Source organism: Candidatus Desulfovibrio trichonymphae (genome assembly GCF_002355955.1).
Taxonomy (GTDB): Bacteria; Desulfobacterota; Desulfovibrionia; order Desulfovibrionales; family Desulfovibrionaceae; genus Desulfovibrio; species Desulfovibrio trichonymphae.
In genome coordinates this window covers 110,370-133,671 of the sequence record NZ_AP017368.1, presented here as the reverse complement: position 1 = coordinate 133,671, position 23,302 = coordinate 110,370, and the positions used below count along the sequence as shown (strand labels likewise).

Below are 23,302 nucleotides of genomic sequence, written 5' to 3'. Positions count from 1 at the left end.
AGTATAACTTATACTATTCGGGATGTGGCTCAGTTTGGCTAGAGTGCAGCGTTCGGGACGCTGAGGCCGCGCGTTCGAATCGCGCCATCCCGACCAAAATCTCAGGGGATTGACGACAGTCGCATGCCCCTTTTTTTGTGCACAGTTTTGTTCATACGGTTCATACGAAAGGATTGGTACGCGTGACATTGGCACCAAGGCCGGAGCGACAAGAGTGCCTGGATGCCCCGTTCATCAGGCAACGGCTGCGCGTCGAAGCCGACCGGCATGGACATCCCCCTCACATGCCTGAGTGCAGCATCTTTTCAAAATAGGCGACAGTTTTTTTCAGGCCTTCTGCAAGCGGCACAGCAGGCTCCCATCCCAGTTTTTCACGCGCAAGGGCGATGTCCGGCCGGCGTTGCTTCGGATCGTCGCGCGGCAGCGGCTCGCAAACAATTGGCGAGCGGCTGCCGGTTATGTCTATCACCTTTTCCGCCAGCTCCATGACGGAAAATTCGACGGGGTTGCCCATATTCATGGGGCCGACAAAATCATCTGGAGAGTCCATAAAACGCAGCATGCACTCCACAAGATCGTCCACATAGCAAAAAGAGCGTGTCTGGCTGCCGTTGCCGTAGATGGTGACAGGGGCGTTTTTCAGTGCCTGCATAATGAAGTTGGAGACGACGCGCCCGTCGTTGGGGTGCATTCTCGGGCCGTAGGTGTTAAAAATACGGCCCACCTTGACGGGCAACGCACTTTGCCGCCAATAGGCGAAAAAAAGCGCCTCCGCGCAACGTTTGCCTTCGTCGTAACAGGAGCGAATTCCATTCGGGTTGACACGGCCCCAATAGTCTTCCGTCTGCGGGTGTACTTCCGGGTCGCCGTAGACTTCGCTTGTAGAGGCCTGATAAATGCGTGCCGTGAGACGTTTTGCCAGCCCGAGCATGTTGATGGCGCCGTGAACGCAGATTTTGATGGTCTGCACGGGGTCGTGCTGGTAGTGCACGGGCGACGCCGGGCAGGCCAGATTGTATATTTCGTCCACCTCCACATAAAGCGGAAAAGTGACGTCATGACGGATCAGTTCAAAACGCCTGTTGTCCATGAGATGTTCAACATTGGCGCGGGCGCTGGAAAAAAAATTGTCCGCGCAGAGCACTTCATGGCCCTGATTGAGCAGGCGCCCGCACAGGTGTGAACCCAGAAAGCCGGAACCGCCGGTGACCAGAACGCGTTTGCGCAGATGCATGTTGCCTCCGGAAAAATGTTTCATCGCTGTTTTCATCAAGGCGTCAGGAGGCAGCATAGCACCAACGGGCAATGCCGGCAACGCCGTTGACCCGCGCCCGCGTGTTGTCTATGATGACGCGCTTGGTGCCGCAAATCGCCGGCTGATTATGACGACAGAACAAATCCATGAGCCACAAAAAGACGCGCCGCATTGATCCCCTGACGCTGGCGCTGCCGTCCGGTGGCGCAGACAGCCACGCCCATCTTGACGGTATAGAATTTGACGCGGATCGGGAAGATGTCTTGCGCCGCGCGAAGGCGGCGGGTCTTGACCGGATAGGCAATGTCTTTCTCGGGCCCGAGGATTTCGCCGTCCGGAAAAGTATGTTTGACGGGCATCCCGAAGTGTTTTTTCTGCTGGGCATACACCCGTGCGACGGCATGAGATGCACGCGGCAAAGCCTCGCGGAGATGCGCGCGGCCTTTGCAGCGGCGCCGCGTTTACGCGCGGTGGGCGAGATCGGCCTGGACTATCACTGGAAGAACTGCCCGAAGGAGCTGCAGATCAAAGCATTTGTCAGCCAGCTTGCAATGGCCCGCGAACTCGGCATGCCTGTGGCGCTCCACTGCCGCGAAGCCGAGGATGAGACGCTGTGCATATTGGAATCACGGGGTTTTCAGGGCTATCCCCTGCTCTGGCACTGTTTTACAGGCGGCCCGGCCCTTGCCGACCACATTCTCGGCAACGGCTGGCATATTTCTCTGCCCGGCCCTGTGACATACACAGCCAATGAGGAATTGCGCAAGGCCGTGGCCCGCATTCCGGCCGACCGCCTGTTGCTGGAGACCGACTGCCCTTACCTCCCGCCCCTGCCCTGGCGCGGCAGCCGCAATGAACCGGCTTTCACCGTGTTCACGGCGCATGCTCTGGCCTTGGCGCGCGACGCAAGTCCGGAAGAAGTGTGGCGGACATGCGGGGACAACGCGCGGCGTTTTTTCGGCCTGTTTTGACTTCTTCGCAAAAGAGCGGCATAGTGACGCCGTGTTTCATGGGGGTCGTTTTGTGATGGAATTTTTGACGCTTCCTTCGTTTGACCCTGCGTTCAATCTGGCATTGGAGGAGCATCTGTTCATTTCTCTGCTGCCGCGCCATCCAGGTCTGTTCCTGCTGTGGCAGAATGCTCCGTCCATCATTGTGGGTCGCCATCAGTGCACTGCCGAAGAAGTGAACGCCGGTTTCGTCAAGCGTGAAAATCTGCAGGTGGTGCGACGGATCACCGGCGGCGGAGCGGTCTATCACGACAGGGGAAATCTTAATTTCTCTTTCATGGAAAACGCACGCGGCAGGACAAGGACTGACTTCAGGCGCTATCTCCTGCCTGTGCAGGAAGCCCTGGCGGATGTGGGGGTGACGGCCGAAATTTCCGGCCGCAACGACCTGGAAGCGGAAGGCCGCAAAATTTCGGGCAGCGCCCAGCTGCTGCGGCAGGGCAAGGCGCTGCACCACGGCACATTGCTGGTGGATGTGGATTTTGAACGCATGACGGAAGCCCTGACCGCCGACTCTGAAAAAATCCGTTCGAAAGGGATATCCTCAGTCCGGGCAAGGGTCGGCAATATTTCGGAATACTGGGCGCAAGAGACGACAATGGAGAAGCTGAAAATCTGTCTGCTGCGTCGCTGCGCCCGGAGTGAAGCGCGCTTGAACCCTGGAGACCGCGCCGTAGCGGAAGCGCTGGCTGAAACAAAGTACCGGCAGTGGGACTGGAATTACGGGGCTTCGCCGCTGTACACCAGAAAAAAACGGGAACGTTTTCCCTGGGGCAGCGTGGAACAGCGTCTGGCTGTGCGCAACGGCGTCATTGAGTCATGTAAAATCCATGGAGATTTTTTCGCAACCGCCTCCATTGAGGATTTGGAAAAAATATTCGTCGGACGCCGGCATGATCCCGGCGCACTGGAACACGCGCTGAACCATCTGGATTGGGAGACCTGGTTCAGCGGTTGCGACCATGAATCCATGCGTCAATTCTTTGTTGAGCAGGCGTGTTCCGTATTATAACCTGCTGCAACCAGGAACAAGCATGTCCGCATTGCGTACTCCCCTCGCCGCATGGCACGAAACGCACGGCGCCAAAATGGCCCCTTTTGCCGGGTGGCTCATGCCCATTCAGTACGAGGGCATTTTGATCGAACACGAACACACCCGCCGGCACGCCGGGCTTTTCGACATCTGCCACATGGGCGAGTTTCGCATTGAGCGGCCAGGCGCGGATGAAGCCTTGGCTTGCGCTGTAAGCCACAATCTGGATACGCTGGCTCCCGGCAGGTGCCGTTACGGTTTTCTGCTCAACAAAGAGGGCGGCGTGCTGGACGACTGCATTGTTTACCGCTTCGGGCCGGATTTCTTCATGCTGGTGGTCAACGCCGCCTGCGCCGCCGGGGATTACGCCGTTCTGCGTGAACGACTGCCGCAATCAGTCGCATTGACAGATATTTCCGCGGGCACGGCCAAGATTGATCTGCAGGGGCCGGAGTCCGCGCTGGTTCTGGAAGGAGCGCTCGGGGAAAATTTTCGCGATCTGCCCTATTTTGCCTTTCGGAAAACAGATTTTCACGGCGCGCGGCTGCTGGTCAGCCGTACCGGCTATACAGGCGAGATCGGCTTTGAACTCTATCTTTCTCCGGACAATGTGGAGGCCCTCTGGACGGTTTTGCTGCGGGACAGCCGGGTCAAACCGGCTGGTCTGGGCGCGCGCGACACCCTGCGCCTGGAAGCCGGCCTGCCCCTCTACGGGCATGAGCTGGACGAGAGGCACAGCCCCGCGGAGGCCAATATGGGCCGCATGCTGACGAGCAAAGCCGACTATGTGGGCAGAGCGGGCGCGATGACAATACGCGAGCGGCTTGTTCCCCTGTGTCTGGAAGGCCGGCGCGCCGCGCGTAACAGCGATGCCGTGACACTGCCGGACGGCGCGCCGGTCGGCCGCGTTACCAGCGGCTCCTTTGCGCCGTCGCTCGGTTGCGCGATTGCCTTTGCCTGGGTGAACGCGGCACATGCCGGAAACGAACATTTTGTGATCCGTGCGGCAAGAACTGGGCTGGATGCCCGTCGCGCGACACTGCCTTTTTATACAGAAGGCACAGCCCGCAGGCAATCGTCATAAACAACAGGCTTGAACATTGTGAGGGTAAGCATGTCCAACAATCCCACAGAGCTGCTCTACAGCAGGACGCATGAATGGGCCCGGCTGGAAGGCGAAGAAGCCGTGATCGGTATCACCTGGTTCGCGCAGAAATCTCTGGGCGACATCACCTATGTGGAACTGCCGCGGGCAGGCGACAGGCTGACGGCCGGCACGGAATTCGGTTCCGTAGAGTCGGTCAAGGCTGCGAGCGATCTGATCTCGCCGGTCAACGGCGTGGTTGTCGCCGTGAACACGGCGCTGGAAAACGCTCCGGAAACGCTGAACACAGCGCCATTCGGCGATGGCTGGCTGGCGCGCGTCAAACTGGCGGACAATCCGAAAGACCTGATGGCCGCAGCGGCCTACGAGGCCTTTTGCGCCGCGGAAAAACACTAAAAGGCGGCAGGCCATGCCTTTCATTCCCCACACTCCGCAGGAACTGCGGGAGATGCTCGCCGTCGTGGGCGTGCGCAGTCTGGATGATCTGTTTGCCGACATCCCGCCGGACATGCGGCCAAAACATTTCAACCTGCCCAAGGGGCAGAGCGAGGCCGCCGTCTGCGCCATGTTTGAAAAACTGGCCGCGAAAAACAGGCCGGGGATGACATCTTTTCTCGGCGCCGGTTTTTACGCCCACCATATTCCCAAGGCCGTAGACGCGTTGGCCGGCCGCAGTGAATTTTACACCGCGTACACGCCCTATCAGTCTGAGTGCTCTCAAGGCACCCTGCAGGCCGTCTTTGAATTTCAGACGGCTGTCAGCCGCCTGCTGGAAATGGACTGCGCCAACGCCTCGGTGTACGACGGCGGCACGGCGCTTTTTGAAGGGGCCATGATGGCCGTGCGCGCCACACGCCGCCGCGCGCTGGTGGTGGATGAGGCTGTGAACCCCGTCTGGCGGGCCATGCTCGCAACATATTGCGCAGGTCTTCAACTCACGATTAAGACAATTCCCCAAAAAAACGGCATGAGCCGCTCGGAAGCCTTGTCTGCGGCAGTGAACGAAGACTGCGCGGCCGTTATTGTGCAGAATCCCAATTTTTTCGGCGTTGTTGCCGATTATGCCGGGGTGTTTGCAGCAGCGCGGGAGAACGGGGCGTTCGGCATTATTTCCGTCTATCCTGTCATGCAGGCAGTGCTCAAAACGCCGGGTGAAATGGGCGCGGATGTAGCTGTGGCCGAGGGTCAGAGCCTCGGCCAGCCGCTCAGTTTCGGCGGTCCTTGGCTTGGCCTGATGAGCTGCCGCAAAGAGCATACTCGTCAACTGCCCGGCCGCATCGTCGGACGCACAACAGACGACGACAGCAACACCGGCTATGTGCTGACCCTCCAAGCGCGTGAGCAGCATATCCGCCGGGCCAAGGCCACATCAAACATATGTTCCAATCAGGCGCTCTGTGCCCTGCGCGCTCTGATACATCTGTCTTTGCTTGGGCCGGACGGCCTTGTACGCCAGGCGGAACACGGCATGGCCTTGGCCCGTTTCGCCGCTGGGCGGCTTACGGCTCTCAGGGGGGTGGAACTGCTCAACGACGCGCCGTTCGGCAATGAGGTGGCCATGCGCCTGCCCAAAGACGCGGAAGGGCTGGTTGCCGGGCTTATGGACAGAGGCTGTGTGCCGGGTTATCCCGTCGGTCGGCACTATCCGGGTATGGAAAACGTGTTGTTGCTGGCCTGCACTGAAGCAAACAGCCGTAATCAAATCGAATTGCTGGCCGAGGAACTGGGAGACATGCTGTGAAAACCATCTTCGCCAAATCCGTGCCCGGCCGCGGCGCGTGTCAGGTGGACTCCGCCGACGCTCCGGCAGCCGCCCATATGCTGCCAGCCGGCCTGCTGCGCATTCATCCTCCGCTCCTGCCCCGATGCTCGGAACTGGATGTCGTGCGGCACTTCACGGGACTTTCCCAACGCAATTACAGTGTGGATGCCAATTTTTATCCCCTTGGCTCCTGCACCATGAAATACAGCCCGAAATTTACAGAATACGTTGCCTCGCTGCCCGGCTTCGCCCGGCTGCACCCGCTGCTGGCCCGGCTTGAGCGAGGGGAGGCGTGTGCGCAGGGCGCGCTGCAATGTCTGTATGAGGCTGAACGCTGGTTGTGTGAAATAACGGGCATGGAGGCCTTCACACTGCAGCCGATGGCCGGCGCCAACGGCGAATTCACTGGCGTCAGCTTTATGGCGGCCTATCACCGGGCCAAAGGCAGAAAGCGCGCCAAAATACTGATTCCGGATTCGGCGCACGGAACAAATCCGGCATCAGCCGCTCTGGCGGGTTTTGAAATCATCAGCATTGAATCCCGCGACGGCATGATTGACCCGGACGTTTTGTCCGCGGTCATTGCCGAACACGGTGACGATGTGGCGGGGCTGATGATGACATGCCCGAATACGCTTGGGCTCATGGAACTGCACCTGCCGCGCATTGTGGCTGAACTGCACGGGGCGGACGCCCTGCTGTACTATGACGGCGCCAATATGAACGCCATTATGGGCAAGATGCGTGTCGGCGACGCAGGCTTTGACGTCGTGCACCTCAATCTGCACAAAACCTTCGCCACGCCGCACGGCGGCGGCGGTCCCGGTTCAGGGCCGGTGGGCGTCACCGCGCGGCTGGCGCCTTTTTTGCCGGCGCCGCGTGTTGCCGTGCGTGAGAACGGCAGTTTTTATCTTGACGACAACCTGCCGCAGTCCATCGGCGCTATGACGCCGTTTTACGGGAATTTTGGCGTGGTGCTCAAAGCCCTGGCCTATATGCTTCGCCTTGGCGGAGACGGGCTAGCCCGCGTGGCAGAATACGCCGTGCTCAACGCCAATTATTTGAAAAAACGTCTTGAAGATGTGCTGGATGTGCCCTTTGACAAACTCTGCGCCCACGAATTCGTCGCCTCCGCGCCGGAAGGGCTGCGCGCTCTGGATATCGCAAAGGCGCTGCTGGAGCGCGGCTTTCACGCGCCGACGGTCTATTTTCCGCTGATTGTCAGGGAATGCCTGATGGCCGAACCGACAGAAACGGAAAGCAGGGAAACTCTGGACGCGTATGTGGAAGCCTTGCGGGAGATCGTGGCGCAAGGCAAGGCCGACCCGCGTGCTTTGGCGGAAGCGCCGCGCAATCTGCCTGTGCGCCGCCTGGATGAAACCGCTGCCGCGCGGCGCATGGTGCTTACCGAAGATATGGGATAACCTTCAGCCAGCGCGCAGAGTGACGGCCGCTATCTCGGACGGCACGCCCAGACGGACGGGAAACCCGCCCCACAAGCCAGCGCCGGGGCTGACGTAAAGCCGCATGTTGCCCACCTGATACCATCCGGACAAATAGCCCTCATTGTACTCCGCGACGAGCAGCGTCATGCCCAGTATCTGCCCGCCGTGGGTATGCCCGGAAAGCTGAAGGTCCACCCCGGCGCGCGCATTGACCGCAGCTCCGCCGGGGCGGTGATCCATAAGAATGCGGAAGCCGTTTTCCGGCGCGCCCGCCAGCGCGGCGCTGATGTCGGGCATCGGCAGGGCGTAGCGCTTCGCCACAATATCGGTGACGCCCGCCAGCACAAGATTCTGCCCACCTATAGGGATGACCTTGTGGTTGTTGAGCAGCATCGTTATGCCGAGCGTAGGGAAGACTTTCATCCATGCGTGAAAATCGGCGTAATATTCGTGATTGCCGGCGCAGCCGAAAACGCCGTATCGCGCGCGCAGCTCTTTCAGTTGTGCTGCACCGCCTGCCCGGCGGTCAGGCGGACCATCCACCATATCGCCCGTCAACACAACAAGATCAGGCTGCAGGGCATTGACTTTCTCCACCACGGTCCGAACCCGCGGCGCGGGCAGGAGCGAGCTTATATGCAGGTCGCTGATCTGCACCAGAGACAGGCCGTCCAGTTCGCGGGGAAGTGAAGGCAAACGCGCTTCCAAATGGTGAACTTCCGGAACAGCCACCGCCTGACGCACGCCGTACACAGCCGGAACAGCGGCCAGACAGATTGTCAGAACCTGCCGTCTGGCGGGAGAAAACGCCGCTTTCGCCGCGTTTTTTTTCCCTAAGGCCGCGACATCATACAGCAGCATCAAAACAAAAAAAAACAGCAGCCAGACAAAAATGCACGTCAACAGCGTCAGCGCCGGCGTCGGCAGCTCCGGCGAGGCCATGCCGCCTAGGAAACACCGATAGAAAAAATGCTGCTGCGACAGGCAAAAAAGCAGGAGCGCAGCCGCGATTTTACCGCCATTGCCCGCCTTCAGCGGGAGAATAATCCTGTACAGGAAATACAGAAAGATGAGTAGAGCGGGCAGATGTATAAACATAATTTTCAGCAGGGCGTCATTCCCGCGCTTCAGCCGCGGCCCAGAGGGCTTGCGGCTGAAGCGCGGGAATGACTGACTTGAAATCAGGAATAGGTGCGTTCAAAATATTTTTTTGCGCGGGCAATCGGCAATCCTATTTGGGCCAGCCGATGGAGTGAATGATATATATTTTGTAGCCTGACGGCAGATTGATGGCCGTGTTCAGCGCGTCGCGCCCGCTGCTTTTCACTACATTGCCAAGTCCGACAGCGGCGCAGTACAGGCCGACGTTCTGATACATGGACCCGACATGCATACCGCCGGCATCGTCATCGGCGCGTCCGGCGTACAGCAAGGTCAGCGGAGCGGCGCCGAACCTGGACGCTGCGTCCGTCTCCGCAACCTGAACCAGGGCATTCCCGGCGGCGTCGTACCGCCAGACTCCCTCTTTGAGGGCGACGTAAACAATGGCCTCTTGCCGGTTTCTGGCGGTGGGCACGGTACGTTTGCCGTCCGGGCGATTTATGCCCCATGCGGACCAGAGCAGATTGCTCAAATCCTGCTGTGAAATCTGTTTCTCACTGACATTGCGTGTTGTTTTGCGCCGCGACATGGCGTCCATCAGCGGCGCTCCCCCGCTGACGGCGGGCTGCGGCAGAACAATACGCTTTTCAGCCGGTTCCGCAGCAAAGCTTCCGGACGTAAAAACGGTCGCGCCGGCTGTGACGATCACAAGAGAGAGACTCAGAGCAAGGGTGTAAGGTTTCATTGTTTCCTCTCGGGTAAAGATGAAAAAATCATGACAGGATTAAATTATCGTTTGGACATTTTTCGCGTTTCGCCGGGCAAAAAAAACGTGAGCAACCCCACAAGCGGCAGAAACGAACAGATTGTGTAAACGAGGTCGATGTTTGTGCTGTCCGCTATTTTACCCAGCACGGCGGCGCCGATGCCGCCAAGGCCGAACGCCAGCCCGAAGAACAGGCCGGCCACCGCCCCTATATGCCCCGGCACAAGTTCCTGGGCAAAGACCAGAATGGCGGAAAAAGACGAGGCCATGATAAAACCGATCAGAACAATCAGCACGGCGGTCCATACAAGCCCCGCATACGGCAGGGCCAGCGCGAAAGCGCCGCGCCGAGTATGGAGACCCAGATGACCCATTTTCGCCCTGTGCGGTCGCCGACAGGTCCGCCGATAACAGTGCCGAGCGCCACGGCCCCCAGAAAAAGATAAATCTGGGAAGTTTCCAGACTCACGCCGAATTTGTTGATCAGAAAAAAGGTGCAAAAGTTGGCAATACTTACGGTATAGATCTGCTTTGAGCACATCAGGACAAAGAGGACGGCCAATGCCCGCCTGTACTCGGAATGCGGCCGGGCGATTGTTTCGGCGCGGTCCCGTTTTGCGGCCGCGCTGTTTTTCGCGGCTGTCCAGCGGCTTATAAAGACAAGAGAGACAATGCAGAGAAGAGGAATGGCGGCAAAGAGCGCAAGACTGCGTTGCCCGTGCGGTCACGACAAAAAGCGCGGCAATAAGCGGGCCGATGGCCTGCCCGGCATTACCGCCGACCTGAAAAATGGACTGCGCCAGACCGTACTGCCCGGCTGAAGCCATATAGGCCACGCGGGAAGATTCGGGGTGGAACACGGCCGATCCCGCGCCAAGAAACACTGAAGCGACGAGCAGCCAGACATAGCCTGTGGAAAAGGCCATGAACAGTATCCCCAGCAGGGTAAAGGTCATTCCCGCGGGCAGGGAGTACGGCTGCGGGCGCCTGTCCGCATGATATCCGACTATCGGCTGCAGCACGGAAGCGCACATCTGATAGGCGAAAGACAAAAAGCCGAGTTCCGTAAAACTCAGGTTGAAGCCGGTTTTAAAGAAAGGGTAAAGGGCGATGATGATGAATTGCGTCGTGTCGTTGAGGCAGTGTGCGAAACTTATGGATATAAGGACGCGAAAGGATATTTTTTCATCTTGCTGCGCGCGCATTGCTTTTTGATGTGCTGTGGTTATGAGCCGTGCCGGTTGTAAAAATTGATGAGACAGCCGCTCAGGATAATCCGGCGATCGTCCTCTGTCAGATCGTTGAGCATCAGAGAGATCTGCGTAGTGCGCGCCTTTGTTCCGTCGTTATTTTGCCGGACCAGACAGGCCGCAATATCAGACTTTTTCTGTTCAACAGCGCTCCGGATATCGGGAATAAGCAGATAATCGCCTGCGCGCAGGCGGTCTGTCCATTCGGGCGCCACAATAAAGGGCAGCATTCCCCAGTTGATGAGGTTGGAACGATAACGCTTTGTGGCGTATTCAGTCGCCAGATTCGCCCATCCTCCCAGCACCTTCTGGGAAGAGGCCGCCTGTTCCCGCGCCGAGCCGTCTCCGGGTCTGACCGCGAAGATGGCCGACCCCAGGCCTGTCCGCGTGAGGCTGTTGTCAGGCACAAAAAATTTTTCCATGCCGCACAGGGCGCAGACGGCACGCACGCGGGCCAGCAGTTCAGGATCATCCGGGGTGGTTTGACGTATGTTTTCCAGTTGTTGAATGGCCCGGGCCCTGCCCACATACCCCGGGTCTTTGCGGGAGAGCGTGAATTCCGCAAGTTTGATCGGGTTTGAACGCAAAGATGAGGTTTCGCCTGACGGGATAAGCTCGTCCGTTGTTGTGACGGGGTCTGTTATGACAGAGGCGAGCCGCAGCAACAAATGATCGGGCAGGGCCGGCATTGTCGGCCAGTCGGCGATATTCGGGCCGAAGATGAGCGGTTTTTCCGGCTGTGCCGCGTTGAAGCCGTTGTAGATGCGGCGGGCGTAGATAAGCGGATCAAAATGGTACGTCAGATCCGCATGCTGGGCAAGCTCGTCCCAGTCCAGCTCCGCCGCGGACGTCAGACATCCGCCGTTCGCCGCTGTTGCGGCAATGGATCTGGCGTCCATCAGGGCCACGGCGGCGATCTGCCCACCCGCCGGTCTAGAGCCTTCGCGGTTCGGAAAGTTGCGGGTGGCATGGCGTATCGACAAGGCGCCGTTCGCGGGAGTGTCGCCGGCGCCGAAACACGGGCCGCAAAAGGCGTTTTTGATCACCGCTCCTGCAGCCATGAGTCCGGCTGCGGATGTGCCGCGCACAAGCGCCAGGGCCTGCGGCGCGCTCGCCGGATAGAGGGAGAGGCTGAACGCCCCGTTTCCAGTGCTTTTTCCGTCCAGAATGGCGGCCGCCAGAGTGAGATTTTCAAAAGAGCCGCCGGCGCAGCCGGCAATAATGCCCTGATCCGCCCAAAGACGGCCGTTGCGTATCTTGTCCGCGAGGCGCGGCCGCGGGCCGTCGACGCCGAACTGTTTTTTCGCCTCTTCCTCAACATGTTGAAGAATATCGCGCGGGGCACGGTTTACCTCGGCAACAGTCCAGACATTGCTCGGGTGGAAGGGCAGCGCGATCATGGGTTCAATTCTGCCGAGATTTATCCTGATCATACCGTCGTAACAGGCTGGCTGTGTCTGCGTGAGCGGGGTAAAGTCCCGGACGCGTCCGTGCAGGGCAAGCCAGTCGCGAATTGTTTCATCTGTAGGCCATATGGATGACAGGCAGGCTGTTTCCGTGGTCATCACGTCGATGCCGCAACGATATTCCGCGGAAAGCCCGGCAATGCCCGGCCCCATAAATTCCAACACCTTGTTCTTTACAAAAGCGTTTTTAAACACTGCCCCGACGAGTGCAAGCGCCACATCCTGGGGGCCGACGCAGGGTCCGGGCGCGCCCTCAAGCCAGACGCCCACAACAGCGGGCAAGGCAAGGTCATAGGTTTTGTTCAGCAATTGTTTGACAAGCTCCGGTCCGCCTTCGCCAATGCCCATGACGCCGAGTGCGCCATAGCGGGTATGGCTGTCGGACCCCAGGATCATGCCGCCGCATTTTGTCATCATTTCACGTACATATTGATGAATGACAGCCAGATGCGGGGGGACGAAAATGCCGCCGTATTTCTGCGCTGCAGACAGGCCGAAAAGATGGTCGTCCTCATTAATTGTGCCGCCGACGGCGCAGAGGCTGTTGTGACAGTTCGTCAGGACATAAGGCATGGGGAATGAAGTCAGCCCGCCGGCCCGTGCCGTCTGGATGATGCCCACATAGGTGATGTCGTGGGAGGCCAGCGCGTCAAAACGCAGACGCAGTTGCGTTGTGTCGGCATGCCGGTTGTGCGCCGCAAGAATGCGGTATGCCAGCGTCTCGCGCCGCGCGGCCGCAATGTCAATGTTTCTGCCCTGCGCTTCCGCCGGATCCAGCAGGCTGCCGTTGTGCAGCACCACGGGGGCGCCAATGAGCTCAATCATGCATGTGCCTTGATGATGGCATTACAGATTCTCTCCGATAATACCGCCGAAAGCGGCGCAGCCCACCGTGATCGCTCCGGGTATCTGATCGGCCAAATCCACCGTCACTGTCTTCGCGGCCAGCGCTTTTTCAAGGGCCGCGCGTATGCGCTTCGCCGCGGCAGGCGCACCCAGATGTTCAAGCATGAGGGCGCCGCAAAGAATGACGCTGCCGGGGTTTGCCTTGTCCCGCCCCGCAATCGTCGGCGCTGTTCCGTGTGTGGCCTCAAAAAATGCGAGACTGTCAGACATGTTCACGCCCGGGGCAAGACCGAGACCGCCCACCTGCGCGGCCAGAGCGTCGGAAATATAGTCGCCGTTCAGGTTGGGCGTTGCCAGAACATGGTATTGTTCCGGCCGCAGCAGCGCCTCTTGAAACATGGCATCGGCGATACGGTCTTTAACAAGCAGACGGCCGGGCAGCGGGTCTTGTTCCGTGCAGGACGCATCCCCGAACTCCGCCGAGGCCACATCGTAACCCCATTGACGGAATGCGCCTTCCGTGAATTTCATGATATTGCCTTTATGCACAAGAGTCAGACTCGGCAGACCGTTGTCCAGCGCAAAACGCAGGGCCCGGCGCACCAGACGTTTTGAGCCCGCTTCCGTCATGGGCTTCAGCCCAAGAGCGGCGGTTGCCGGTATTTTTGAAACACCCAGCTTGTCGCACAAAAATTCCCTCAGCATGCGACATTCGGGACTGCCTGCGGCATATTCAATGCCCGCGTAAACATCTTCCGTATTTTCGCGAAAGATGACCATATTGACGCGTTCAGGGTGTTTGACAGGCGACTCAATTCCCTGAAAATATCGTACAGGCCGTATGCAGGCATACAGGTCAAGACCCTGTCGCAGGGCCACATTCAAACTGCGGATGCCCGCGCCCACAGGCGTGCCCAAAGGGCCTTTCATGGCGATGTCAGCGCGCATGAGGGCGCTGAGCGTGCTCTCCGGCAACGGACTGCCTGTTTCAGCCAGAGCTTTTTCTCCGGCCAGAAGTTCCACCCATTCCAGCGTCATGTCCGATTCTTTGGCGAGTGCCGCATCAATGACAGGGCGGGCGGATCTCCAGATTTCCGGGCCTATGCCGTCACCTTCAATCCAGTAAACTTTTTTGCGCATGAGGTCGCCTGTCCTTTTATTGTCACTCTATTTCGTTTTCAGCGTCGTCGGGGGGCGCTACTTCCTGCCGCAGGGCATTCGCGCGCCTGAGCAGCTGTTCAAGCTGTATGTCCACACCGAGCACGCCAACAATGCGATCATTGTCATCGGTGACGGCGCAGGAAACCGTAATGATCAGCTTGCCCGTAAATTGCGATTGATAGACATCCATAATGTGCAGATCGCCTGTTTGCATCGGGGTTTTAAACCATTCGCGCTGTGAAAAATCATACCCGATGGGCAGCGCCCGGTATTTTTCCCTGTAATTCTGGTCGGTAATCGCGGCGCACCGCAGGCCGCCGCTGGCGTCTGTGAGGTAGAGATACTGTATGAAGGGGTATTCCGCGGCAAAGGCGTCCAGCTTCGCGCCGGCTTCCGTGCCGAAGTCAAGCAGTTCCCTGCTGTGCGCGAGCCGGATAATAAGACGTGCCGCGAGTTCTCCGGCCAGCTGCTTGGCGTGGTCGAATTCCGAGACAAAAAGCTCCGGCATATAGCGCTGCACGAGAGCTTCAATTTCTTCGTGCGCGAAGTGCGTAGTTCTGCCGGTTTCTTCATAGACGGCCATGATGGCATCGTAGATCTGGCCGACAGCCGGGTGCTTCTTGGAAACGCGTCTTCCTTGCGCCAGACGGAGATTTGTGTTGATCCAGTAAGCTACGCCGGCCCGTCCGGCTTTGTCGGTGATGGTGATCGGTACAGGGCGGTTTAAAAGACGTCTTGTGTCAAAAATATTATAGAGTTCTTCATTCTTTGTCAGACCGTCGGCGTGCACGCCCGCGCTCGTCGCGTTGAAGTCGCGGCCCACAAAAGGATAGTTGTGGGGGATAGGGTAATGCAGGTCTTTTTCAAAAAATTCAGCGATTTCACTTATAATAGTCGTGTCCGCCGCCGCGTCGTCGCCTGTGAGCGAGATATATTCAACAATCAGCGCTTCCAGCGGCGTATTGCCGGTGCGTTCCCCAAAACCGAAAAGTGTGCCGTTGACCGCGCCGCAGCCATACAGCCATGCTGTGACGCCGTTGGCAAGCACTTTGTGAAAATCGTTGTGACCATGCCATTCCAGCCATTGACCGGGAACGCCGGCCTCGTCAATGAAGGTCCGCGCAATGCGCTGCACTGAACGGGGCAGGGCCGCACCGGGCCAAGGCACGCCAAAGCCGAGCGTGTCGCAGAGACGGATTTTGACCGGCTTGCCGCTCTGATGGGAGAGTTCCATAAGCTGTTGCGCCAGAGGCAAACAAAAGCCGTAAATGTCGGCTCTTGTAACGTCTTCGAAATGGCAGCGCGGTACGATGCCCCACTCCAGAGCCTGACGCGCCATGTCCACATACATGTCCAGCGCCTGCTGGCGTGTTTTGTTCAGTTTCATAAAAATATGATAGTCCGAGACGCTCGTCAGCATGCCGGTTTCGGGAAATTCCATCTCCCGCGCGAGCTTGAGATCTTCTCTTGTGGCGCGTATCCACGCTGTGATTTTGGGAAAGCGGTAGCCGCGCGACCTGCAGACTTCAATGCATCTTCTGTCCCTCGCCGAATAGAGAAAAAATTCCGAGGCCGTGATCAGTCCGGTTTTACCGCCGAGGCGGTATAAAAAGTCAAACATTTGCGCGACCTGTTTGACAGTATAGGGGGGGCGGGCCTGCTGGCCGTCGCGGAATGTGGTGTCGGTGATGCGCATTGGCTCGCTCGGGCGCGGCGCGAGCAGGATCTCGTCAAACGAAGTGCGGCATACGCTCGTGTAGGGAAAAAGCTCACGATAGAATTGGGGCTTGTCCGGTTCCTGCAGATTAAAAATACGGCTGCCGCCCGTTTGGTGAATGATGTTCATGGGCTGTCTTGCTCCGCCGCCGCTGTCAAGCGCGGTAGAATTTTTTTGTTCAAGAAACACAGTATACGCTTTTGGCGCGCGAACGTCCAGCGCCGTGGTCAGTCAATCTACCGTACCGGCCGGACAGGGAGTATTCAACAGACCGCGAGGATACGCGGGATATTCTGTTCAACTCGAACTCTCTTCTCAGCCGTTTGTGTCCAGGCGACGTCCGCTGCATAAAAAATCGCGCAGCGCCTGTGGCCAGGGGCGAGGTTTCTTGCCGAGCAATGCGCTCAATTTGGGGGTGTCGAGCACGGAATAGCCCGGGCGTTTCGCCTTTTGCGGCCGCTGGTCGGCGGCGATGGGTGCAACCTGGCAGGGGCCGGCTGTCAGGGCAATGGCCTCACGCCAGATCACGCCAGCTCGCGCCGCCGCTGTTGACGGCCTGCCGTAAGCCGGCGGCATTTCTTCCCGCCAGGAAATGGATAACGCTGATTGTGTCCTTATGTCTCCACCTGCCAGCCGTGCTTGGCGCTCACGCGCGTGAGCGCCTGGTCAACCCCACCGTTGTCCAGAGATTTTTTGAAGCCGTGCTTGGCGAGCACGCGCGTGAGCGCCTGACCCACGAGACCTGTCGCGCCGCCCAGAACCGGCACCTTGGGCATCAAAACCTCCCCGGCCACCCATCCGCTTTTGTCTAATGTAATATGGCGGGTTAAGGCTGTGTAGGCCTCATACCAACTATAGACTTTCCCGGACGGACGGTCAAGACACTGCGGCGCGCAAGACAGGCGATCGAATGAAAAACTGTGACCATGCTGAATAACATGACTTTTAAAATTCATCTTGCTGTTTCAATGTGTTGCCGCGTTTGTTCGATTGGCCATGTTTTTCTGTTTGGTTGGGCTTGACAGCCACCGCGTTTTGTCTGTAACTCTTAAGTATACATGTTGACGCCGCTTATGTCTGGGATATCTCAGATAAAGCCAGCTTAAATGAATATGTAACTTCTTATGTTGGTGTTGCGTATGAACATGAGTTTGATGGTGAAGCTAAAGCCTCTGTATGGAACTACGAAATTAAATCTTCAAGCCTTTTGGTTTGACAATCAAACCTTCTGAAGAATCTCCGTGGCTTATTAACCTTGGTGTACAAGGATATATAGGTCAACGTGAAGGTATTTGTGGTTCTTTACGCGTAGGATTTGAATTCTAAAAAAACTATAACATCCGACCCGCGGCGGATCAAATTCCGCGTATTTCAGAATAACAACATCTCAAAAACAGAAGCCGGAGATTTTAGAGGCGGCGGAGTCCTGGGAGCCTACATGGTTCTCTTCTTGAAGCTACTGTTCAGTTTAAGAAAGAAGACGACAACGACTTCATAGCTGAAATTATTTCGTCAAATAGTGGCAATCCGGACCCAAGTGATCCAGATCCAGGTGATCCTGGTGGTGGAACTACTGACAAGGTGCAGATCTCGGCAGGTAAGGGTATGCAAAGCGCGATTACTTCTGCCAAAGAAGATGCGTGGGGTACTTTCGCTGTTGTTGATGTAAGCAGTATGCATTATAACACCGGTTCGCACGTTGATGCAAGCAGTGTGAATTTAATGACCTGTATTTCACGTAATATAAATACGGAAATCGGTAAATTAACTGCTGGTGTCTTCTTCGAATATAGTGGAGCTTCATACAATACCAAGGGTACACTCACGAGTTTTACCTCTGTGAATGGAAGCGGAAATGTTTCCTACATTGGTGGTTGTCTTTTGTGTCACTTAAAGTTCAATGATGTTGGACACGGACACTTCTATACAGAAGCTACAGCTCGCATCTGTGGACTCAATAATGATTACGAATCCAACAGACTGAAGGATGCCACTGGGCGTAAAGCCGCATTTGACACACAAATCGCGTATTCTGGTGTTCATTTTTGTACAGACTATCTATTGATAAAAGAATTTCTACTGGTGAACTGGTGAGTTTTAACACAATTGATTCTTATCGTGTACGTGGCGGAGCTCGATTTGCCTATGCAATCAACGAGTATGTCAGCCCTTATATCGGCGCGGCCTTCGAATATGAATTCGACGGCAAGACAAGAGCGTCTGTATAGGGCTATGATCTCAAGGCTGCGAAGCTCGAAGGAGAAACGGGTATTGGTGAAGCGAGTTTGATCTTTAAACCCTCCAATAAATCCCCGTAGCTCGTTGACCTCGGCGTGCAGGGCTATGTCGACAACCGCGAAGGCGTGAGCGATTCCCTCCGCGTGTGACTGGAGTTCTAGAGAAGTTTAACTTTGACATGATCCGGAAAAATGCTGGACTATGGTTAGCATATCAAAACTACCGGCAACCTGAGTCGTCAGTATAAACACGATGCCATATTGGTACTGCCATGAACATGATTACGTCGGAAGACGCCAAGGGCGGGTTTAACTGGCAGGACAGCAATGAAATCCACAGGAAAACGGGCAGCCGGGTAATGAACAGATATTGACGTGGGCAGCACTTTCAGATAAAAGATATACTTTAAACTCTAAATCACAATTAACAGGAGACCCCATGCGTAAAACAGTTCTTGTCTTTGCCCTGTGTTCGCTTTTTATTGCAGGCCCAGCCCTTGCCGATCAGCTCTATGTCAAGCTGAACTTGAAAATATGGGATCGCGAGAAAGTCGGCGACGGCGAAGGCACTTTGTACGGCAAATTTTCTTTTACCAGCAACGACGCCAAAAAAGACGACGCCATCAAGGAAATCGGCTGGATGACGCTGCAACCCGGCGCGTCCATAGGCATGCACAAGCATGAAGACAATGAGGACGCCTATATCATCGTAGCCGGCAAGGGCGTTTTTACGGATTCAAACGGCAAGGAAACCCCGGTCAAGGCCGGCGACATCACCGTCACCAGAAAGGGCGAATCTCACGCGCTCAAAAACACCGGCAAGAAACCGCTCAAATTTCTGGAAGTTGTCGCAGCGCAACAATAACGCAGGCAGCAAGCTCACAAAGCGGGGCCGGGAAAGCCCGCCCCGCCTTGTGAAAATGGAACACTGCTTCTTCATTGTGCCGGCTCCATAATCAGACGCCCGCTTTCCACGGCGATGTTTGCTTTCGCGCCTGGCTGCGGGCCTCATCATTGTCAACAGGGCGGGGTGGAAGCGCCAGCAGCACACAACCGCCGACTTTTCACAAAATTGAACATCAATAGTATCCGTGCAGCGCCCCGCCGGGCGCCGCCAGCGCTTCCACCCCGCGTGTCACGGCAGGGTCTTCTTCCAAAGGGGGGGCATGGAAGGATTTGCGGCGCGCGTCCAGAATCAGCGGGGCATTACAGAGCCAGTGTTTTGCCTGAAAACGGCCGTCAGCCCCGTAACTGTCTGTAGCCGGATCAGAGCGCGTGAACGTGACCCACAAAAAATTTTCCAGATTGTCAGCGCAAAAATCGGGATCATCCGCCACAACCACTAAAGGAAAAGACTCGCGGCGAGACCAGGATGCGAACATACGCGCCAGCGCTGTAAGGGCGCTGTCCTGCGCATTGCGGGGCAGCGCGTGCGTCGGTCCGCGCACGGCCAGCACTCCCGGCATGACAACGCGCAGTCCGGCAAAACCCTCGGGCAGGTTTGGAGCGGCCATGATCTCTGCGGCAAGATTCCGTTTTTTTTCACCGGCTGAAGCCCATATGAGTTTCGACCCTTCATGCAGGCCACATCCTGTATAATCCAGCGTGTCGGAAGAGCTGCGCGTCAAAAAATGCAGATCGCGGCTGAAATCAACGCGTTCCAGCATATGCCGCAAAAATGCCGGCACATCGCGGACGGAAAGCTCCGGTGCGTCTTCACATGCGGCCAGCAGCACATATTTGGCAAGAGCCGTCTGCGTTACCCCCAGCAAATGCATGGCCGCCGTCAGCAGCTCTCTGGGCTGGCGCGCGGCTTCATAGGGCGTATAGCGCTCACTGCCGAGAGCCAGCAGCAACGGGTGCACGCCGGCCACGTCAACAGCGTGCACTTCACGCACCCCGGCAAAAGCCTGCGGCACCAGCGGCACTGTGATTTCATGAATAAAATCGCCGATGACCGAGTCTTCCTGCGGTGGACGCCCCACAACGGTGAAAGGCCAGACCGCGCCCCGGCGATGGTGGACGGCCTCCACTTTCAACACAGGAAAATCATGCTGAAGACTGTAATAGCCGAGGTGATCGCCGAACGGCCCTTCAGGCTTGAGCCGCGGCAGCAGATGGCCGCTCACGCAAAAATCCGCCTCGGCCAGCACCGGCAGCGACGAATGCCGCGCGCCGGCAAGCGCCGTTCGCCTGCCTCCCAGAAGACCGGCAAAGCACAGCTCTGAAATGCCCTCAGGCAGGGGCATCACCGCGGCCACAGTCAGACTGGGCGGCCCCCCGACAAAAATATGCACAGGCAGGGCATTCCCCATGCCCAGCGCAACAGAGTGGTGCACGCCTATGCCGCGATGGATCTGATAGTGCAGGCCAACCTCGTCGGCTGCGTAATCGTTACCGGTCATCTGCACGCGGTACATGCCGAGATTTGACGCCATCATGCCTGTTTGCCTAGGGTTTTCTGTGTACACCAGCGGCAGCGTCATGAAAGGACCGCCGTCTTTCGGCCAGCATGTCAGCCGCGGCAGATCCGCCAGCGCACAGCGGCATGCCAGCACGGGCGCGCCGGACACGCGGCGCGGCAACATATGGACAAGCCCCGGCGCAAGAGCGGCGGCACGCCAAGGACGGCGCAGCAGCAATGCGGGATCAGCCTTTGCCTTGAACAGGCCCTCCACTGCCCGGATGCCGTCTCTAAAAATGAAACGCAAACGTTCGCGCGTGCCGAACAGATTGGCCAGCATGGGAAAGGGCGTGCCTCTGACCCTGGTGAACAGCACAGCCGGCGCACCGGCCCGGAAGAGCCGGCGCTGTATGGCGGCGAGTTCCAGATGCGGGTCAATCTCCTCATCCACGCGCCGAAGATGACCATGGGATTCGAGATCAGCCAGACAATCGCTCAGACAGACATAACCCATTTTGATGCCCTGGCGCGTCATCCATAATCGACAACGAGCGGTTGCGGCTGATAGCGATGTAAGACGGCGGTCTGATCCACGGCCGCCGCCTGCAGTTTGCCGGCCAGCACCGCCTTGAAGTCACGCAAAATCCGCGCATGATCAAACGCGAGAGGCGCAGGCAGCGCGTCAAGGGGGTAAAAGGCGGCGCCCTTCGCATCGTCTCCGACGCGCAATTGATCGGGGTTCCAGGGTGTGCCGGTAAAAACCACGCTCAGGGTATGCTGCCTGGGGTCACGATCCGGGCAGGAATACACGTCCAAAAGACCTGTCAGCTCCACGTCAAGACCGGTTTTTTCGCGCATTTCGCGCACGGCGGCCTCCTCTGCCTTGCTCACCCTCCTCAATGAATCCGCCGGGCAAGGCAAAACCCGGAGGCTGGTTCATCCGCTCAATCATGACGACGCCGCGAGCGGGCGCATAAATTATCACATCTGTTGTGGGCGTGGGATTGGCGTACTGAGAGAAACCCCGCCCGCAATGCGGGCAGATCACAATTTTTTCCATGTGCTCTCCACGGCGTTAGTGTCTTTCAAAATCTGCTTGTAAACAGGACAGGCTGCCCTGCACATGAGCAGAAAATACCTGTGCAGGCGTCTATCGTCTGTCAGTTCAGGATGAAAGGACGTGGCGAGCACATTGTTCTGCCGCACAGCGACAGGCCGGCCTGTCACCTCGGCCAGAACCAGCACGTCGGGACCGACGCACGTCAGCACGGGCGCACGGATGAACACGGCGGGAAATGGCCTGGATCCCACTTCCCGCATGTTCAAAGCGGCTTCAAAACTGTCCGCCTGGCGGCCAAAGGCGTTACGCCGCACAGTCGCGTCCAGCACGCCGAGACGGGGCTGATCAGAATTTTCAATCTCACGGCACAGCAAAATCAGACCGGCGCAGCTGCCGTAGATCGGCATGCCCGCTTCCACGCGCTTGCGCAAAGGCGCAAGCATGTCCCCTTCCACCAGCAGTTTGCCGATGGTTGTGCTTTCTCCGCCGGGAATAACCAGGGCATCAATGCCGTCAATGTCTCCACGCCGGCGCACTTCCACCGTCGCGGCCCCCAGACGGCGCAGACAGACAATATGTTCACGAAAGGCCCCCTGCAGAACAAGCACGCCTATATTCGCCATACATCACCGTAATCCTGCGACAGTCATGCTATAAAACAGCTTTGCGCAGCATGCCGCTTCCCCGTTACGGGAACAGTCACGGCAGCGCGGCACAAAGCATATTTACAAACGGCTCTTCATCCGCAGTTGAATTATGACCTACCAGCCGCGTTCCTGCATACGCTCCGCGGGTGTGATGGCGGAGATTTCTATGCCGACCATGGCTTCGCCAAGATCCCGTGAGATTTCGGCCAACATAGTGTAGTCCCTGTAGTTTGTCACGGCCTGCACAATGGCCCGCGCGCGCTTTGCCGGGTCGCCGGACTTGAATATGCCGGATCCCACAAAAACGCCGTCGCAGCCGAGGTGCATCATCATGGCAGCGTCCGCCGGCGTCGCGATGCCGCCCGCGGCGAAATTGACCACAGGCAAACGGTCCTTCCTGCGCACGGCAAGGGCCGCTTCCAGCGGCGCGCCGCACTCTTTGGCGAAATTAGCCACTTCGTCTTCGGGCAGGGCACACAGCGAGCGAATTTCATCCATCACCTGCCGGCAGTGACGAACCGCTTCTACCACATTGCCGGTGCCCGGCTCGCCCTTGGTGCGTATCATGGCAGCGCCTTCGGCAATACGCCGCAACGCCTCGCCCAAGTTGCGGCAGCCGCAGACAAAGGGCACTGTAAAGCCGCGTTTGTCAATATGGTGCCGATCATCGGCCGGAGTCAGCACTTCGCTTTCATCAATATAATCAACGCCGAGGGCTTCCAGAATGCGCGCCTCAACAAAATGGCCTATGCGCGCCTTGGCCATGACAGGAATGGTCACGGCCTCCATAATTGTTTTGACAACAGTCGGGTCAGCCATACGGGCCACGCCGCCGTGCGCGCGAATATCCGCAGGAACGCGCTCCAACGCCATCACGGCGCAGGCACCCGCGCCTTCGGCGATTTTCGCCTGTTCAGGCGTGGTGACGTCCATGATGACACCGCCCTTGAGCATTTCGGCCAAACCTGTTTTCAGACGCGGGGTGCCCTGTTTCATATACATACTCCTTGCAGCATACCCTTGAGAGAATGAACAGC

At 57.7% G+C, this 23,302-nt stretch carries 22 protein-coding genes, 1 tRNA gene and 1 pseudogene; 11 read left to right on the top strand and 13 right to left on the bottom strand.

Annotation, left to right across the window (positions count from 1 at the left end; genetic code table 11):
* Window positions 1-18 precede the first annotated feature (18 nt).
* Window positions 19-96 (top strand) — tRNA-Pro (locus tag RSDT_RS00640).
* A gap of 184 nt (window positions 97-280) precedes the next feature.
* Here RSDT_RS00640 and RSDT_RS00635 read toward each other — a convergent pair.
* The gene (locus RSDT_RS00635; RefSeq protein ID WP_096399155.1) at window positions 281-1,234 is read right to left on the bottom strand and encodes a UDP-glucuronic acid decarboxylase family protein; all 954 of its coding nucleotides are present in this window, start codon (window positions 1,232-1,234) and stop codon (window positions 281-283) included.
* Between RSDT_RS00635 and RSDT_RS06995 the strand changes: the two genes are divergently transcribed.
* The 7 genes from RSDT_RS06995 to gcvPB are packed head-to-tail and all read left to right on the top strand — an operon-like array spanning window position 1,233 to window position 7,589.
* Window positions 1,233-1,430 carry a hypothetical protein gene (locus tag RSDT_RS06995; protein WP_096399154.1) on the top strand — a complete coding sequence of 66 codons (198 nt, stop codon included), beginning with the start codon at window positions 1,233-1,235 and terminating at the stop codon, window positions 1,428-1,430. The two genes, RSDT_RS00635 and RSDT_RS06995, sit on opposite strands and share 2 nt — an antisense overlap.
* Window positions 1,402-2,226: a TatD family hydrolase gene (locus tag RSDT_RS00625; RefSeq protein WP_096399153.1), complete on the top strand. Its 825-nt coding sequence runs from the start codon at window positions 1,402-1,404 to the stop codon at window positions 2,224-2,226. The genes RSDT_RS06995 and RSDT_RS00625 overlap by 29 nt, the downstream gene beginning before the upstream one ends.
* Before the next feature lie 55 nt (window positions 2,227-2,281).
* The gene (locus RSDT_RS00620; RefSeq protein WP_096399152.1) at window positions 2,282-3,277 is read left to right on the top strand and encodes a lipoate--protein ligase; all 996 of its coding nucleotides are present in this window, start codon (window positions 2,282-2,284) and stop codon (window positions 3,275-3,277) included.
* Between the two features lie 22 nt (window positions 3,278-3,299).
* The gene (gene gcvT / locus RSDT_RS00615) at window positions 3,300-4,382 is read left to right on the top strand and encodes a glycine cleavage system aminomethyltransferase GcvT (RefSeq protein ID WP_096399151.1); all 1,083 of its coding nucleotides are present in this window, start codon (window positions 3,300-3,302) and stop codon (window positions 4,380-4,382) included.
* A 30-nt stretch (window positions 4,383-4,412) separates the two neighbouring features.
* Window positions 4,413-4,799, top strand: a complete 387-nt coding sequence (gene gcvH, locus RSDT_RS00610) for a glycine cleavage system protein GcvH (RefSeq protein ID WP_096399150.1) — start codon at window positions 4,413-4,415, stop codon at window positions 4,797-4,799.
* Between the two features lie 13 nt (window positions 4,800-4,812).
* Window positions 4,813-6,144: an aminomethyl-transferring glycine dehydrogenase subunit GcvPA gene (gene gcvPA / locus RSDT_RS00605; RefSeq protein WP_096399149.1), complete on the top strand. Its 1,332-nt coding sequence runs from the start codon at window positions 4,813-4,815 to the stop codon at window positions 6,142-6,144.
* Window positions 6,141-7,589, top strand: a complete 1,449-nt coding sequence (gene gcvPB / locus RSDT_RS00600; RefSeq protein ID WP_096399148.1) for an aminomethyl-transferring glycine dehydrogenase subunit GcvPB — start codon at window positions 6,141-6,143, stop codon at window positions 7,587-7,589. Before gcvPA ends, gcvPB begins: the two co-directional genes overlap by 4 nt.
* A gap of 3 nt (window positions 7,590-7,592) precedes the next feature.
* Here the strand turns inward: gcvPB and RSDT_RS00595 are convergent, their stop codons facing one another.
* The 8 genes from RSDT_RS00595 to RSDT_RS06990 form a co-directional block, all read right to left on the bottom strand.
* Window positions 7,593-8,708, bottom strand: a complete 1,116-nt coding sequence (locus RSDT_RS00595; RefSeq protein WP_096399147.1) for a metallophosphoesterase — start codon at window positions 8,706-8,708, stop codon at window positions 7,593-7,595.
* Window positions 8,709-8,841: 133 nt separating this feature from the next.
* Window positions 8,842-9,456, bottom strand: coding sequence for a nitroreductase family protein (locus tag RSDT_RS00590; RefSeq protein ID WP_096399146.1), 615 nt, complete (start codon window positions 9,454-9,456; stop codon window positions 8,842-8,844).
* A gap of 44 nt (window positions 9,457-9,500) precedes the next feature.
* Complete coding sequence (locus tag RSDT_RS00585) at window positions 9,501-10,682, bottom strand: MFS transporter (protein ID WP_231941847.1); 1,182 nt, start codon at window positions 10,680-10,682, stop codon at window positions 9,501-9,503.
* Between the two features lie 20 nt (window positions 10,683-10,702).
* A complete protein-coding gene (locus RSDT_RS00580; protein WP_096399145.1) occupies window positions 10,703-13,018 on the bottom strand; it encodes a hydratase in 2,316 nt (771 codons plus the stop codon).
* A gap of 21 nt (window positions 13,019-13,039) precedes the next feature.
* Window positions 13,040-14,179 (bottom strand): NADP-dependent isocitrate dehydrogenase, encoded by a 1,140-nt coding sequence (gene icd / locus RSDT_RS00575; RefSeq protein WP_096399144.1) that lies wholly within the window; start codon window positions 14,177-14,179, stop codon window positions 13,040-13,042.
* 22 nt (window positions 14,180-14,201) lie between these two features.
* Window positions 14,202-16,046: a triose-phosphate isomerase gene (locus RSDT_RS00570; RefSeq protein ID WP_096400312.1), complete on the bottom strand. Its 1,845-nt coding sequence runs from the start codon at window positions 16,044-16,046 to the stop codon at window positions 14,202-14,204.
* A 186-nt stretch (window positions 16,047-16,232) separates the two neighbouring features.
* Entirely contained in the window at window positions 16,233-16,493 is a 261-nt protein-coding gene (locus RSDT_RS00565) for a sugar nucleotide-binding protein (RefSeq protein WP_231941846.1), read from the bottom strand.
* Between the two features lie 38 nt (window positions 16,494-16,531).
* Window positions 16,532-16,693: a hypothetical protein gene (locus RSDT_RS06990; protein WP_172414391.1), complete on the bottom strand. Its 162-nt coding sequence runs from the start codon at window positions 16,691-16,693 to the stop codon at window positions 16,532-16,534.
* Window positions 16,694-17,522: 829 nt separating this feature from the next.
* Between RSDT_RS06990 and RSDT_RS06910 the strand changes: the two genes are divergently transcribed.
* The 3 genes from RSDT_RS06910 (at window position 17,523) to RSDT_RS00555 (ending at window position 19,019) form a co-directional block, all read left to right on the top strand.
* Window positions 17,523-18,011 carry a hypothetical protein gene (locus RSDT_RS06910; RefSeq protein WP_145954786.1) on the top strand — a complete coding sequence of 163 codons (489 nt, stop codon included), beginning with the start codon at window positions 17,523-17,525 and terminating at the stop codon, window positions 18,009-18,011.
* On the top strand, window positions 18,008-18,145 hold the full coding sequence (locus RSDT_RS06985; protein ID WP_172414390.1) for a hypothetical protein: 138 nt from the start codon (window positions 18,008-18,010) through the stop codon (window positions 18,143-18,145). The genes RSDT_RS06910 and RSDT_RS06985 overlap by 4 nt, the downstream gene beginning before the upstream one ends.
* A gap of 448 nt (window positions 18,146-18,593) precedes the next feature.
* Window positions 18,594-19,019: a cupin domain-containing protein gene (locus RSDT_RS00555; protein WP_096399142.1), complete on the top strand. Its 426-nt coding sequence runs from the start codon at window positions 18,594-18,596 to the stop codon at window positions 19,017-19,019.
* Window positions 19,020-19,233: 214 nt separating this feature from the next.
* Here the strand turns inward: RSDT_RS00555 and RSDT_RS00550 are convergent, their stop codons facing one another.
* The 4 genes and pseudogenes from RSDT_RS00550 to pdxS all read right to left on the bottom strand — a co-directional run bounded on the left by RSDT_RS00550 (window position 19,234) and on the right by pdxS (window position 23,261).
* Complete coding sequence (locus RSDT_RS00550; protein ID WP_096400310.1) at window positions 19,234-21,072, bottom strand: UbiD family decarboxylase; 1,839 nt, start codon at window positions 21,070-21,072, stop codon at window positions 19,234-19,236.
* A 17-nt stretch (window positions 21,073-21,089) separates the two neighbouring features.
* Window positions 21,090-21,618 (bottom strand): annotated as a pseudogene (locus RSDT_RS00545) (NUDIX domain-containing protein).
* On the bottom strand, window positions 21,603-22,241 hold the full coding sequence (pdxT, locus tag RSDT_RS00540) for a pyridoxal 5'-phosphate synthase glutaminase subunit PdxT (RefSeq protein WP_096399141.1): 639 nt from the start codon (window positions 22,239-22,241) through the stop codon (window positions 21,603-21,605). The pseudogene RSDT_RS00545 and the gene pdxT overlap by 16 nt, the downstream one beginning before the upstream one ends.
* A gap of 138 nt (window positions 22,242-22,379) precedes the next feature.
* Window positions 22,380-23,261: a pyridoxal 5'-phosphate synthase lyase subunit PdxS gene (pdxS, locus tag RSDT_RS00535; RefSeq protein ID WP_096399140.1), complete on the bottom strand. Its 882-nt coding sequence runs from the start codon at window positions 23,259-23,261 to the stop codon at window positions 22,380-22,382.
* Window positions 23,262-23,302: the final 41 nt, after the last annotated feature.